This is a genomic window from Ureibacillus massiliensis 4400831 = CIP 108448 = CCUG 49529, from assembly GCF_000772965.1.
Classification (GTDB): Bacteria; Bacillota; Bacilli; order Bacillales_A; family Planococcaceae; genus Ureibacillus; species Ureibacillus massiliensis.
On record NZ_JPVQ01000010.1, the window covers coordinates 40,441 to 54,351 of the forward strand.

At 34.2% G+C, this 13,911-nt stretch carries 12 protein-coding genes; 10 read left to right on the forward strand and 2 right to left on the reverse strand.

Features of this window, described 5'->3' with window-relative positions; translation table 11 throughout:
* The first annotated feature begins 26 nt into the window (after positions 1 to 26).
* Positions 27 to 779, forward strand: a complete 753-nt coding sequence (locus tag CD30_RS07400) for an SDR family NAD(P)-dependent oxidoreductase (protein WP_036174720.1) — start codon at positions 27 to 29, stop codon at positions 777 to 779.
* Positions 780 to 924: 145 nt separating this feature from the next.
* On the opposite strand, the gene CD30_RS07405 is transcribed toward CD30_RS07400, so the two are convergent.
* Positions 925 to 1,239: a peptidase M4 gene (locus CD30_RS07405; protein WP_036174724.1), complete on the reverse strand. Its 315-nt coding sequence runs from the start codon at positions 1,237 to 1,239 to the stop codon at positions 925 to 927.
* 657 nt (positions 1,240 to 1,896) lie between these two features.
* On the opposite strand from CD30_RS07405, the gene CD30_RS07410 reads away from it, so the two are divergent.
* The 9 genes from CD30_RS07410 to CD30_RS07450 all read left to right on the forward strand — a co-directional run bounded on the left by CD30_RS07410 (position 1,897) and on the right by CD30_RS07450 (position 11,702).
* Positions 1,897 to 2,973, forward strand: a complete 1,077-nt coding sequence (locus CD30_RS07410; RefSeq protein WP_036174727.1) for a M42 family metallopeptidase — start codon at positions 1,897 to 1,899, stop codon at positions 2,971 to 2,973.
* A 103-nt stretch (positions 2,974 to 3,076) separates the two neighbouring features.
* Positions 3,077 to 3,598: a DUF84 family protein gene (locus tag CD30_RS07415; RefSeq protein ID WP_036174730.1), complete on the forward strand. Its 522-nt coding sequence runs from the start codon at positions 3,077 to 3,079 to the stop codon at positions 3,596 to 3,598.
* A gap of 67 nt (positions 3,599 to 3,665) precedes the next feature.
* Positions 3,666 to 4,175, forward strand: coding sequence for an LptM family lipoprotein (locus CD30_RS07420; RefSeq protein ID WP_052126092.1), 510 nt, complete (start codon positions 3,666 to 3,668; stop codon positions 4,173 to 4,175).
* Between the two features lie 101 nt (positions 4,176 to 4,276).
* On the forward strand, positions 4,277 to 5,101 hold the full coding sequence (locus CD30_RS07425) for a DUF1444 family protein (protein ID WP_408056746.1): 825 nt from the start codon (positions 4,277 to 4,279) through the stop codon (positions 5,099 to 5,101).
* Positions 5,098 to 5,715, forward strand: coding sequence for a YtpR family tRNA-binding protein (gene ytpR, locus CD30_RS07430; RefSeq protein ID WP_036174736.1), 618 nt, complete (start codon positions 5,098 to 5,100; stop codon positions 5,713 to 5,715). Before CD30_RS07425 ends, ytpR begins: the two co-directional genes overlap by 4 nt.
* Positions 5,716 to 6,127: 412 nt before the next feature.
* The gene (locus CD30_RS19740; protein ID WP_036174739.1) at positions 6,128 to 9,061 is read left to right on the forward strand and encodes a DNA translocase FtsK; all 2,934 of its coding nucleotides are present in this window, start codon (positions 6,128 to 6,130) and stop codon (positions 9,059 to 9,061) included.
* A gap of 259 nt (positions 9,062 to 9,320) precedes the next feature.
* Positions 9,321 to 10,625: a UDP-N-acetylmuramate--L-alanine ligase gene (gene murC, locus CD30_RS07440; RefSeq protein ID WP_036174743.1), complete on the forward strand. Its 1,305-nt coding sequence runs from the start codon at positions 9,321 to 9,323 to the stop codon at positions 10,623 to 10,625.
* A 139-nt stretch (positions 10,626 to 10,764) separates the two neighbouring features.
* Entirely contained in the window at positions 10,765 to 11,184 is a 420-nt protein-coding gene (locus tag CD30_RS07445; protein ID WP_036174746.1) for a DUF948 domain-containing protein, read from the forward strand.
* A 50-nt stretch (positions 11,185 to 11,234) separates the two neighbouring features.
* The gene (locus tag CD30_RS07450) at positions 11,235 to 11,702 is read left to right on the forward strand and encodes a YtxH domain-containing protein (protein WP_036174749.1); all 468 of its coding nucleotides are present in this window, start codon (positions 11,235 to 11,237) and stop codon (positions 11,700 to 11,702) included.
* 41 nt (positions 11,703 to 11,743) lie between these two features.
* Here the strand turns inward: CD30_RS07450 and pilM are convergent, their stop codons facing one another.
* Complete coding sequence (gene pilM / locus CD30_RS07455) at positions 11,744 to 13,891, reverse strand: cell division protein FtsA (RefSeq protein ID WP_036174752.1); 2,148 nt, start codon at positions 13,889 to 13,891, stop codon at positions 11,744 to 11,746.
* Between the last annotated feature and the right edge of the window lie 20 nt (positions 13,892 to 13,911).

Sequence of the window (13,911 nt, forward strand, 5' to 3'; positions counted from 1 at the left end):
TTAGTTTAATATAGGGGGGAGTAGTAATGAGGTTATTTGATTTATCCGGAAAAAAAGCAATTGTAACAGGGGGAAATCGTGGGATAGGGAGAGCCATTTCTTTAGGGCTTGCCGAAGCAGGAGCTGAAGTTATTATTATTTCTCGTTCTTCAGCTGAGGAAACAATTGAAGAGATTTCTCTAATGGGTGGAAAGGCAAGCCATTACTTATGTGATTTAGGTTCGAGAGAACAACGTGAATTACTCGCTCAACAAATTTTGGAAGAAATTGATACGGTTGATATTTTGATTAATAATGCCGGTATACAAAAGCGTTACCCATCTGAAGAATTTCCTTTAGAAGTGTGGGATGAAGTGTTAGAAGTGAACATGACAGCTGTATTTCATTTATGTAAGTTATTTGGTTCAAAAATGCTTGAACGAGGTTATGGAAAGATCGTTAATCTAGCGTCGGTCATTTCTTATCAAGGTGGTCTTTTTATACCAGCCTACGCAGCTAGTAAAGCAGGCGTTATGAACTTTACGAAAACATTATCTAACGAATGGGCAGGTAGAGGGGTTAATGTGAATTGTATTGCGCCAGGATATATTGCTACAGAAATGAATAGTGCATTAATTGCAGATGAAACAAGAAACCAACAAATATTAGATCGATTACCTGCAAAAAGATGGGGAAAGGCTGAAGACTTGATAGGGGCAGCGATATTTTTATCTGCTTCTGCCTCAGATTATGTAAACGGTATAACTATTCCTGTTGATGGAGGTTGGCTAGGTAGGTAATGCCTTGAATAATAGAGTGGAAAAGAAGTAAAGAAGTATATATTCGATTCCAAATTAATCTACCAAAAAGACTCTCTTGAAGGTAAACTTCCTCGAGAGTCTTATTTTATGAGTCAAAAAAATTCGGTAAAATTTCCAAATAAACTTACAGTCTTTTTAAATCCACTATAATTCCCGAACGTGCATCTGCTGCAAATTCAAAGGATTCCATTTCACCGTTCATGATTCTTGAAATGCCACCTTTATATACGGGTACTGTTGTAACGCCATTATAAAAATCCTCTGTTTTCATATAAATCCAGGAGCCGTCAATCGGTGCTTCTTTTTTAAATGCCGCTTTTACATTATTTAACACATGGTTAGCTGGTACATATGGTGATACCCTATTAGCAGTTTCTTTAATGATGATAGTAGCTGCAACCCCTGTGGCAACTCCTATTAAAAAGTCTCGTATTTTCAATTGCCATCCTCCTTTTTAATATCCCTAATTTTAACATTATTTTTTCCATTCGTCTCTGTCTGTATATAAACCTTTACTCTTTCATGATAGGCAATGTGATGCTAAAACATGCACCTTCGTTCCATTTACTCTCCACTTCAATTCGCCCGTTGTATCGCTTGATCATTTCTTTAGAACTAGATAAATCTTATCCAGCTTCAATATGTTCTATTTTCATAACCATTCACCCTTTAAATAATGAGAAATTCCAATCTAGCTTCAAATTATGCAAGGTTTTAATATGGGCTACGATGAATTAGTAACAAAACCCTTTAAGCTAAAAGAGCTAATAGCTAAACATAATTTAAGAGTTAGGTGTCGAAACATTATATGATGCTGTTTGGGGATATGATGCAATTTCGTTAAAACGGTCTCTGTACATAAATTTAGAAAGAAACTTGAACAAGACGTGTGAATCAAATATACATTGAAACAGTTCGAGGTTTGGTTATAAATTTAAATTCGAATAGATAGAAATGTATAAATGACGAAGGGGAAACCCTTCTTTTTTATTTGTATCAAGTTTCAAATGATATCAGATACATCGATGGGAATAATCAGGAGTTTTTTATGTTAAAATAAAACAAGTTAAATAAACTCAAGGGGAGTGTACGGAATTTGAATGAGGACACGTTGAAATTATTTAAAACATTAACAGAGTTACCTGGTGCTCCTGGTAATGAACATGAAGTAAGAAAATTTATGAGAGAACAACTTGAAAAATATTCTGATGAAATTATTCAAGATCACCTTGGTGGCATTTTTGGCTTGAAAAAATCAGATGATGATAACGCCCCTAAATTACTAGTAGCCGGTCATATGGATGAAGTCGCATTTATGGTTACCAATATTACGGACAATGGAATGATTCGTTTTCAGCCATTAGGAGGTTGGTCGAATCATGTTTTACTTGCTCAAAGAGTAACTGTCTACACAAAAGATAAAGAAATACCAGGAGTAATCGCAAGTATTCCACCTCATTTACTGTCCGTACAGGATCGTACAAAAACACCAGAAATTAAAGACATGTTAATTGATATAGGAGCAGATAGTAAGGAAGAAGCAATAGAAATGGGGATACAACCAGGTCAATCCATTCTTCCGATATGTCCTTTTACTCCTATGGAAAATCCTAAAAAGATTATGGCTAAAGCATGGGATAACCGTTACGGATGCGGGTTAGCTATTGAATTATTAAAAGAATTAAAGGATGAAAAAATACAAAATCATTTGTATTCAGGGGCTAACGTCATGGAAGAAGTAGGTTTGAGAGGTGCTCAAGTATCAGCAAATATGATACAGCCTGACTTATTTTTCGCCCTTGATGCTTCCCCAGCAAATGATACAACAGGGGATAAAACACAATTTGGCCAATTAGGAAAAGGTACCCTTTTGCGTATTTATGACCGGACAATGGTTACTCATAGGGGAATTCGTGAATTTATATTGGATACTGCAGAATCAAATCATATTCCATATCAATATTTCGTATCTGCTGGTGGAACTGATGCTGGGCGCGTCCATACATCTAATAATGGGATACCAAGTGCTGTAATTGGAATTTGCTCAAGATATATTCATACAGCAGCTTCAATCATTCACATAGATGACTACGCAGCTGCTAAGGAACTTCTTATTAAGCTTGTGAAATCTGTTGATCGTACAACAGTTGATTCAATACGTTCAAATGTTTAAGTGAAAGGTGCAAAAATGCATCTTTTTCTTTTCGTAATCGTTATAAACTAAGTCGTCTATTTTTAACTATAAAGTTGAATTCATATTTTTGGAGATGAACAGAATGCTAGTTTCAATTGGGACAAAAAATAAAGCAAAAACAGAAGCCATTACAAATATAGTTGGAAACTATTTAGAAAGCATTGAATACATACAGCTCGATGTTCCTTCAAACGTTTCTGAACAACCCTTTTCAGATGAAGAAACAAGACAAGGTGCTATTAATCGTGCCGAAAATGCATTCGAAAAAACTTCTGCCGATCTTAATTTTGGGTTGGAAGGTGGCGTTAGGATGATTGATGGAAATATGTATTGCTGTAATTGGGGTGCACTTAAATTAAAGGACGGAACAGTACTAACTGCAGCAGGAGCATTATTTTTACTGCCAGAAGAGGTTGCAAAAGAAATTCGTGCCGGGAAGGAACTTGGACCGGTTATGGACGTTTATACAAATGAAAAAGGAATCCGACATAACAAAGGAGCGGTAGGCGTATTTACAGCAAATCTTGTAAACCGTACTGAAATGTTTGAGCATATCGTGAAATTATTAATCGGCCAATATTTTTTTAAAATTGGCCAACAATAACTAAAAACATGGATTTTTGTTAGTTGATTTCGATTAAAAAACTCTGATTAGAAAGTGAGAAATGATAATGAAAAACTGGATGCTTATTTTGACTGCTTTATTATCAATTTTCATATTAGCAGCTTGTGGGAAATCGTTAGAAGAGCAAATAGATACCGGAATTGAAAGTGCAAAGGCTACATTTGAAGGGGAAATACAGGAGCCAAATACGACTGTAGGTAAAATAAATGTATTTTTGCCTTCTGGATATACAATTGAAGAAAGTGAAGATGAATCGAACTACTTGTTGAAAAAAGATGGTAAAGAGTTTATTTTATTTGTGAATGAAAATGAGGGGAAAGATAGTAAACTTCTTTATGACCTATTTAAAGAAAATACAGGAAAAGAAATTATAAAAGAAGAGACAATAGAAAATGAAGAAGAATTCGGATTTACTGCCGTTTTAAAAAATGATGAGAATAGTTACGAATTAATTGTCAACAGCGGAGGAGTAAAAGTTTCCACACTTTCTGATGGGCATAATATCGATTCAAAGCTCGAAGAAATGATGCAAATTGCTCGTTCTGTTAATTTATAATACATTTATGCTAATATGAATATACAGTAAAACGTCTAACCTTTGACGTTATAGAGTTGTCTCTTTGTTTTTTGGGACAACTCTTAATTTTTGAACTAGAGGTGTTAAAATTGAAGGCAAATGAGCTGATAAATCGTTTGAAGGAACGATTAGGTGAAGAGCGATTTGAATATAAATATAATCGTGAAAAAAATGAATTGCGTCTTGAACATCAAACTTTAAAATTAGGTATGACAATTAATGTTGCTGATATTTTAGCCAAGTATGAAGTGAGAAAAGAGAAGGCAATCGAAGAAGTAGTATATACGATTGAGCAAACTTTTGAGGCAATGGAATTGGAAAAAAACGAAGGGATTTATGATCTTTCAAACGTATATCCAATTATCCGTTCGACATCTTTTCCTCTTCAATCAAAAGAAGGAGCTTCTTTCATCACAACAGATCATACAGCTGAAACAAGAATCTTTTATGCATTGGATTTAGGAAATACCTATCGTTTAATAGATGAAAATATGCTTGAGAAGCTTACTGTTTCTGCCAATCAAATTCGTGAAGCTGCACGTTTTGCAGTTAAAAAATTACCTACGAATACGAAAAAAGATGAAGTTGCTGGAAATATTTTTTATTTTCTAAATGAAAATGATGGGTATGATGCGAGTCGCATTTTAAATGAGAACTTTTTAAAAGAAATGCGCGGTAAAATTGAAGGCGACATGACGATTTCCGTTCCTCATCAAGATGTATTAATTATAGGTGACATACGAAATGAAGTAGGGTATGATGTGTTAGCTCAAATGACAATGCATTTCTTTACAGTAGGAATGGTCCCAATTACTTCTTTATCGTTTGTCTATGAAAATGGGGATTTAGAGCCGATATTTATATTAGCAAAGAATAAACTAGAGAAGGAGCAAGATAAAGAATGATAATCGCTTACAATAAACCATATGTTGGGGATATATTATTAGTCCAATTAGCTACAGAATCAATTGTAAAAACAGAGGTAGAACGCATTGGAGATTTTGCCATTTTAAAAGAAGAAGCAACGAATGAGGTGAAAGCATTTAATTTATTTAACGCAAGTAAATATATTGAATTAGATGTGCAAGGACCTGTAGAAGTCACTCCTGAAATCATTGAGAAAATTGAAAAAGCTATGATAGAAAACGGAGTAGATATCTCGTTAGATGTGGACTTCACACCGAAATTTGTTGTAGGTTACGTTGAAGAAAAAGAAAAACATCCTAATGCTGATAAATTAAGTGTTTGTAAAGTGAATGTTGGAGAAGAAACACTCCAAATCGTTTGCGGTGCGCCTAATGTGGAGGCAGGACAAAAAGTCGTTGTTGCAAAAATTGGTGCAGTTATGCCTTCTGGATTAGTGATTAAACATTCAGAACTACGAGGTGTAGCTTCTGAAGGAATGCTTTGTTCAGCAAAAGAATTAGCAATTCCAAACGCTCCAAGTGCAAAAGGAATATTAGTACTGGATGAAAATGCAGAAGTTGGATCAGCTTTTGTAGCTCCATCAAATTTATAGTTTATCCAAAGTGTAAAAAGTACAATTTTAGTTGAAGAAACTTGAATTGTACTTTTTACGTTTAATAAGGGATTTCAACTAGTAGTATGAGCAAATGACCATATATAGAAAACAATTTCAAATTGTCTTTTGATTGTTATCATTTTGAAATGTTAGTTTTAGTATTCTTTTGCTAGTATAGAAGGGGAGTATAAGTGTTCTTTTGTTTCGTAACTTTGAAGTAAATGAAAAGGAATATCCTTAAGATTTAACTGTATATGATAACCTAATGTTGCATAAATTTGGTCAAGATGAATGAAATTAGTCATATTTGTGCATATGAAATAATACATAAAAGTAAATTATAAACACTTCTATTCATATAATTATCATATAATGAAATTGCAAGGTAAAAGAAGAGAGTGATATAAAAATGAATTGGTTTAAAAAGAAGTTTAGTAGATTTTTTTATGATGATAACGATGATATTTATGATGATGAAATAACTAGGGAAGAGTTGGGACAGGCTACCGATAATATTGAAGATGAGAAGCAGAATCGGTCATTCCGTTTTCCAATCATAGAAGATGAAGAAATAGATTACCTAAAAAAAGATCATACGAGAATGGATCATAGTCAATTAAATATAAGTAATCATTATCAAGAATTTTCCCATCATGTAAGTAGTAATGAAGTATACGATGTGGAAGTATCTGGTCTCCGTAATTTATTAGAACAGCGAAGACAACAAAAAGGCTATACTGTTAGGAAACATACTGTCGAACAACGATCTACGTTAATTAGTAAATCTAATAACGATCTACGTAAACCTAAATTTGAAAGTCAAAATACAAAAAATCGATTAAATCAGTTTAAACAAGAACAGAAGGAAAAGGAAGCTACAGAAGATAATTTAGTAGAACGTAAAAGATTTGTTCCTACTAATGTACCATCACCAATACATGGTTTTAGAAAGCCTAGTAATATTAATGAACTATTGCAAAAGAAGGTTGACCAAAACAACCAATTGGAAGAACAAAAACAAGAGAAGCATTCACTAGATAGCATTTCAAAAGAGGAAACACCACTTACAGAAGTACTTCAAGGAGTTCGTGAATCTGCAAGCACATCAGCTGTAGTAAAGGATATAAGTACTTTTGCAACACAATTTCCTGCAATTCAACCAGATGTTGAACCAACAACTTCTTCAAAGATGAATGTTGTTGAGGATAATAAAAATGTAATCGTTTTAGAAGAAGCTTCTACACATGAAGATTCTTTAATGGATAATATTTTAATAGATCGTCAGGAAATTGAAAGCAACTCTAATGAAAAAATAACAGTAGTTCAAGAGGATTTAGAAATAAATAAAACGGTTGCTCCAATTGAGACTATTGAAGAAGAGAAATACTTAGAGGCTGATGATAACCTTTATTTCGAAGATGAGTATGATGAATATGATGATTTAGAAACTCACGAAGAAGACTTATATGACGAATTAGAAACTCACGAAGAAGATTTATATAACGAATTCGATGCAGAAGAAGATGAAGATGATACAGACGAATATGTAGAAGATGAAGACTATTACGAAGTAGATGGTCCAGAGAATTATAGTGATAAAGATTTTGAATTCGATGAAGTAGAAGAAGAATTTGAACAAGATAGCATCATTAACGAAAATGAATTAAATATTCATAGTACAAACAATGAAGATAATAAAATGTCTTCAGGAAGTAAATTGCCTTTTAATGTACTTATGCTTAAATCAGATAAAGAAAAAATGATTAGTAAGCGGGAAAGTACTGAGGGGTTACCAATTCCAAATGTTTCTCAGTTAGAAACGTTAACGGTAAATAATGAATTTCAACAAAAGATATTAAATACTGATGATACAAGTAAAGCTGAACAGTCATCTATAAATGATGACATTAGTCATGAGTCAACTAAGACAACATACACATATGAAAAACCGTCTTTTTCATATTTAGTGCCTCCTGAGGAGAAATCTGAGGATCTTGAATGGATGGAATCACAGGCAGAAGTGTTAGTTGAATCATTGTCTTATTTCCAAGTAACTGCTCAAGTTGAATCGATTATGCAGGGGCCTGCTGTAACACAATTTGAAATTACAGTTGGTCATGGAACGAAGGTTAGTAAAATTAAAAATTTAGCGGATGATTTGAAATTAGCACTTGCAGCCAAAGATATTCGAATTCAAGCGCCGATTCCGGGTAAAAGTTCAATAGGGATTGAAATTCCGAATCGTATTTCAAGGGCTGTACGCATATCCGAAGTAGTAAGTAGTGAGGCATTTATAAATTCAACTTCACCACTTGAAGCAGCATTAGGACTTGATTTAACTGGAAAGCCAATGACCATTGATTTACGCAAAATGCCCCATGGACTAATTGCGGGTGCAACAGGCTCTGGGAAATCTGTTTGTATAAATTCTATTTTAGTAAGTTTATTGTATAAAGCAGATCCACATGAGTTGAAACTAATGTTGATAGATCCAAAGGTGGTTGAGCTTGCACCATTTAACAACATTCCACATTTAGTAAGCCCTGTAATAACTGATGTGAAAACAGCAACTGCTGCTTTAAAATGGGCTGTAGAAGAAATGGAGAGACGCTATCAGCTATTTGCTCATGTGGGAGTTCGTGACTTATCGAGATATAATAAGCAAGCAGATAAGAACGGTAATAAAAATAAGTTGCCATATATATTAATTGTCATTGATGAGTTAGCAGACTTAATGATGATGGCGCCTAGTGATGTTGAAGAATCCATTGCTCGAATTGCACAAAAAGCAAGAGCTTGTGGAATTCACTTGATTGTTGCCACACAAAGACCTTCCGTTGATGTCATAACAGGTTTAATCAAATCCAATATCCCAACGCGTATTGCCTTTGCCGTTTCTTCTCAAATCGATTCGAGAACGATATTAGATGGTCAAGGAGCGGAACGTTTGTTAGGACGCGGTGATATGCTGTATTTAGGAAATGGCATGAGTTCGCCGCTAAGGATTCAAGGAACCTTTGTAACCGATGATGAAATTGAAGAAATCATCGATCATGTTCGAAGTCAAGGGGAACCAAATTATTTGTTTGAGCATGAAGAACTATTAAAGAAGTCTGAAAGTGTGGAAGAGAACGATGAATTATTTGAAGAGGTATGTCGTTTTGTATATGAACAAGGTACAGCTTCCACTTCATCCATACAGCGAAATTACCATATTGGATATAATCGCGCAGCGCGGTTAATGGATATGCTAGAAAAGAACGGCTTTATTTCAGAACAAAGAGGTAGTAAGCCAAGAGAGGTATTTATAACAGAAACAGATTTAAATTCTCTGTTTGAATAATGTGAGGGGTTCCTCACATTTTTTCTATGAGGGTAAATTTTGTTATAAATGGTTCAAATGCAGACAAACTAAAGTAAATGTTAAGTTAATGTTTTGCCAAAATAGTGCTATAATGGTATAGATTTTTATTCAGCAAATCAGTGAAGATTTCCTTCACTGATTGAAATTTCAATTTATTGTAATTATTTCACTCAAAATTCCTTATAATTACAATAGTTCATCATGGGGGTCAAATTATGTATCCCAGGAGGTTTACAGTATGACATTTTATCATTTTACAGGAATTAAAGGTTCTGGTATGAGTTCATTAGCACAAATTTTATTCGACTCTGGTGAACAAGTACAAGGTTCTGATGTAGAGACTTATTATTTTACAGAAAAACCATTAAGAGATCGTAATATTACCATCTTAAAATTTGATCCAGACAATATAAAACCAGGTATGACGGTTATAGCTGGTAATGCATTTAGTGATGATCATCCTGAAATTGTCCGTGCAAAGGAAATCGGAGTTGAAGTAATAAGGTATCATAAGTTTTTAGGGGATTATATTAAAAAATATACATCCATCGCTATAACAGGTGCGCATGGAAAAACTTCTACAACTGGTTTAATGAGTCATGTTATTGGTGGTTATATGCCAACATCTTTTTTAATTGGAGATGGAACAGGTTCAGGAAAAAAAGATGCATCATTTTTCGTGATGGAAGCCTGTGAATATCGCAGACATTTCCTAGCTTATCATCCTGATTATGCAGTCATGACAAATATTGATTTTGATCATCCAGATTATTTTTCAAACATTCAAGATGTACAAAAAGCTTTCCAGGAACTTGCTTTACAAGTGAAAAAGGCAATCATTGCATGTGGTGACGATGATCATTTACAGCAAATTCAAGCAAATGTTCCGGTTGTCTATTATGGATTTGGGTTAGAAAATGATTTTGCTGCCCGAAATGTGGTTAAAACAACAGAAGGAACTACTTTTGAGGTTCATGTTCGAAACGAATATTACAATACGTTCACGATTCCATTGTATGGAGATCATAATGTGTTAAATTCATTATCTGTTATTGCACTTTCTCATTACGAAGGAGTACCAGCTCAATTAGTACAAGAAAGACTTAGTACGTATGAGGGTGTGAAAAGACGTTTTACCGAAACGAAAATTGGTCATAATGTACTTGTAGATGATTATGCCCACCATCCTACAGAGATAAGAGCGACAATCCAATCTGCACGTCAAAAATACCCTGATCGAAAGCTTGTAGCTATTTTCCAGCCTCATACATTTAGCCGTACAGAAGCATTCTTAAATGAGTTTGCTGAAAGCTTATCTCAGGCGGATGCTGTGTACTTATGTGATATTTTTAGTTCAGCAAGGGAAAAGAGTGGGAATCTTTCGATTGGAGATTTAGCAAACTTGATAGACGGAAGTAACATACTTAAAATTGAAAATGTTCAAATGGTGGAACAAAACATTCCTGCGGTATATTTATTTATGGGAGCTGGAGACGTTCATAAGTTCCAAGATGCATTTGAATCTGTTCTAAAAAATAAGTAGTGATAGTAATTTTTATTTCTTTAATTTTTTCACTATATAACAGCTTATCTTTTTAGATAGGCTGTTTTTTCAAAAAGTAAAAGGATTTACACAAATTTTGTCGAAATATATTTAATAACAACCTATTGGAGGGTTTTACATGGAAGTCATTTTATACATCGCAGCTTTAATTGCCGCAATTGCTTTTCTAGTATTATGTATTAGTATTGGGATGACACTTTTCTCACTCAAAAATATTCTAAATAGCATTGCAGGTACTGCAGCAGGAATTGAAAAGCAAATGGAAGGTATCACACGGGAAACAACATCTTTACTTGAAAAAACAAATTTATTAGCAGATGATTTTGCACAAAAATCTGAAAAGCTAAATACTGTTGTAGATGCAGTGCAAAATATAGGTACATCGGTGAATGGTCTTAATAATTCAATTAATCATATTTCCACTTCAATTGCGAATGAAGTGAACAAAAATGAGGAAAAAATAGCTCAAGTTGTTCAATGGGGTAACGTTGCAATTGAATTGGCCGAAAAATGGAAACACCGTAAAACATCAAAGTAATTTGCATACATTTTAACGGTTTTTTAATATTCAAATAAAGGGGAGTATAAATGACAACTGAAAAGCCAAATTACAATGAAGTAAAAGAACAGTCAAACCTATCACAGGTTTATCATGTGACAAAGGATCCAATATACAAAGAGGAGATGATTAATGTGAAAGATTTCGTAATCGGAGCTTTAGTTGGAGGTATTATTGGAGCTGCAACTGGATTATTACTTGCACCGAAAACGGGGAAAGAGCTTAGAAGTGACGTTGCAACTCAAGCAATTTCGATACGTGATAAAGGTGTGGAATTTTCCACTACTGCAAAAGAAAAAACTGTTCAAATTTCAAATCAACTAAAAGAGCAGTCTGTTCAATTAGTTGATAAAGTAAAATCGAAAACATCAAAGGTCCCAACTTTATATGATGATGGTACGGTTTCAGCTGAAGGTGAGGAGCCTTTAGAATTAATCGAAAACGAACTAACAGAAGGAAACGAGATATCAGAAGCTGCTCGCCCTTCTTCAATATAGAAAAAAGACTCCAAAAGCAATGGGCTTTTGGAGTCTTTTTTTTATATGTGTTGTTCAATTAATACAATTTCTAAATGGTCCCCACCAAATATTTCTGTATCAAATGCTGCAGCCTCCCCATTTTTTAAAATATGGAACTGGCCTTTAAAATGGGTTGGCAATTGCCAATTTGAGAATTTAAAAACATCCTGGAAAATCCATTTTTGCGTTTCTTTCTCAATCAATTGGATAGTTGCACCGTTAAAAATTTTAGCACTAGGTTGATAGATACTACCATTCACTAATACTTCCTTCATTACTTTATGCAATTCGATTTCTTCATTCTGAAAGATTACTTTAATTTTTTCTTCAAGAACAATGTCCAACTGATCCGCTAAGGACTGAATTGTAGGTTGTACTGCCTCTTCTATTGAAATTTCATCTTCATTTTGTATAGGGTATTGTAGCTTCCCTGGCTTACCATTTATGTAAAGCTTGGCTGAAAATTCAGGTATATAAACGGGCTTATTATCGATTTGAACAAAGAACGGTTTTAAATAATCCAATAAGTCATTGTTATTTGTAACCTTTAAAAATTCTTCAACGGTATCAACTGTTTCGATACGTATTTTATCTCGATCATGTAATATTGTATCAAAAACAACTTTTTGATTATTAACGAAAACTTTTGGCTCTATTGTATACATGTTATTTTGGAATTTAATCTTTTTCACTAATGCTTGATCCACAATATCTGACACTTTTACTGAGGCATCTTGTCCATTTTTTCCTTCTACCATTTCAAGCGTATCCCCATTTTTTATGAAGGATTTAGTTGAAGCAATTTCACCATTCACATAAATAGTAGCTGGACTCCCATGCTCCCCAGGTACAAAAATATCTTGACCGTTTACAGTGAGCGATAATCCTTGTCCAGGTTTCCCATAAAGCTGCTTTGCTTGAATATTTGCTGCAAGTAATGCATCAGCGACTGTCATTTCTTTCATTTCAAATAGGCGAACAATTTGTTCATTTACCGTAACACTCATATATTGAATAGGAGCTTTTTTTGCAGCAATCGCTATTCCAATTGGTGTTACTAATTCTGGAGTATCGGCTATTGAGTCATCTTTTGTTAAATTTTGAATAGCATCTATACCACGTACAGCTACTCTGTTGTTTGGCAGCTGTAGAACATTACACAATTCTTCTGTAATCGTTGGTGTCAAACTACCTCCACCAACTAGCATGACAGCCTTTGGAGGCGTTTGATTGTTTAAACGTAATATTTCTGTTCCAATAGCCTCTGCTAAATTTTTAATTGCAGGCTTAATAGCTGAAATGACTTCTTCTTTTGTGAATTCTTGATCAAAGCCTAAAATATCTTTTATGAGGATTGTAGATTCTGTATGCATTTGACGTTTTACTTTTTCTGCAACAGGGAAATCTAATAGATAATGATCACTTAATGCTTCAGTAATTTCATCGCCTGCAACTGGTACCATGCCATAAGCAACAATTGTTCCTTTATCAGTAATAGCGATATCTGATGTCCCTGCACCAATATCAACTAACGCCACATTCAATCGGCGCATACTTGAAGGAATAAGCACATTAATGGCCGCGATTGGTTCTAATGTCATAGCTTCCATTTCTAAGTTGGCGCGCTTTAATGCTGCTAAAAGGGACTCTACAACAACTCTCGGTAAGAAAGTTGCAATAACTTCAATGGAAGCTTCATCTCCTTGTTGATCGACAAGGCTGCCAATTTCTTCGCCATCAAGTTTGTAATATAAAACGGAATAACCAACACAATAATAATGATTAGATGAATCATCTTGATGACCGATGAGCTTTCCTTGAGCTTGTTGAACTGCTTGAAGCTCTAATCGACTAATATCTTCCTCGGTGAAAATAGGTCGATTTTTAATATTAATCGTAATGCTTGCTTGCTCTGTTTTTAATGCACGTCCAGCAGCGGCAACACTAACTTTAGTAAGAGGGCCATGTTTTATTTCTAATTCGTTTTTGATTTCATTTATTAAATCAGCAACATAGAGTACATTATGTATTTGTCCATCCACCATAGCACGTTCCTTATGTTCTTTCATGATGATATCTGCTACATGGTAGTTGTTGTTTTGTTCTTCTAATATAATTCCTACGACAGATCGCGTACCAATATCTAACGCGAATAATTTTGAACACATTGCAACCGCTTCCTTTCAAG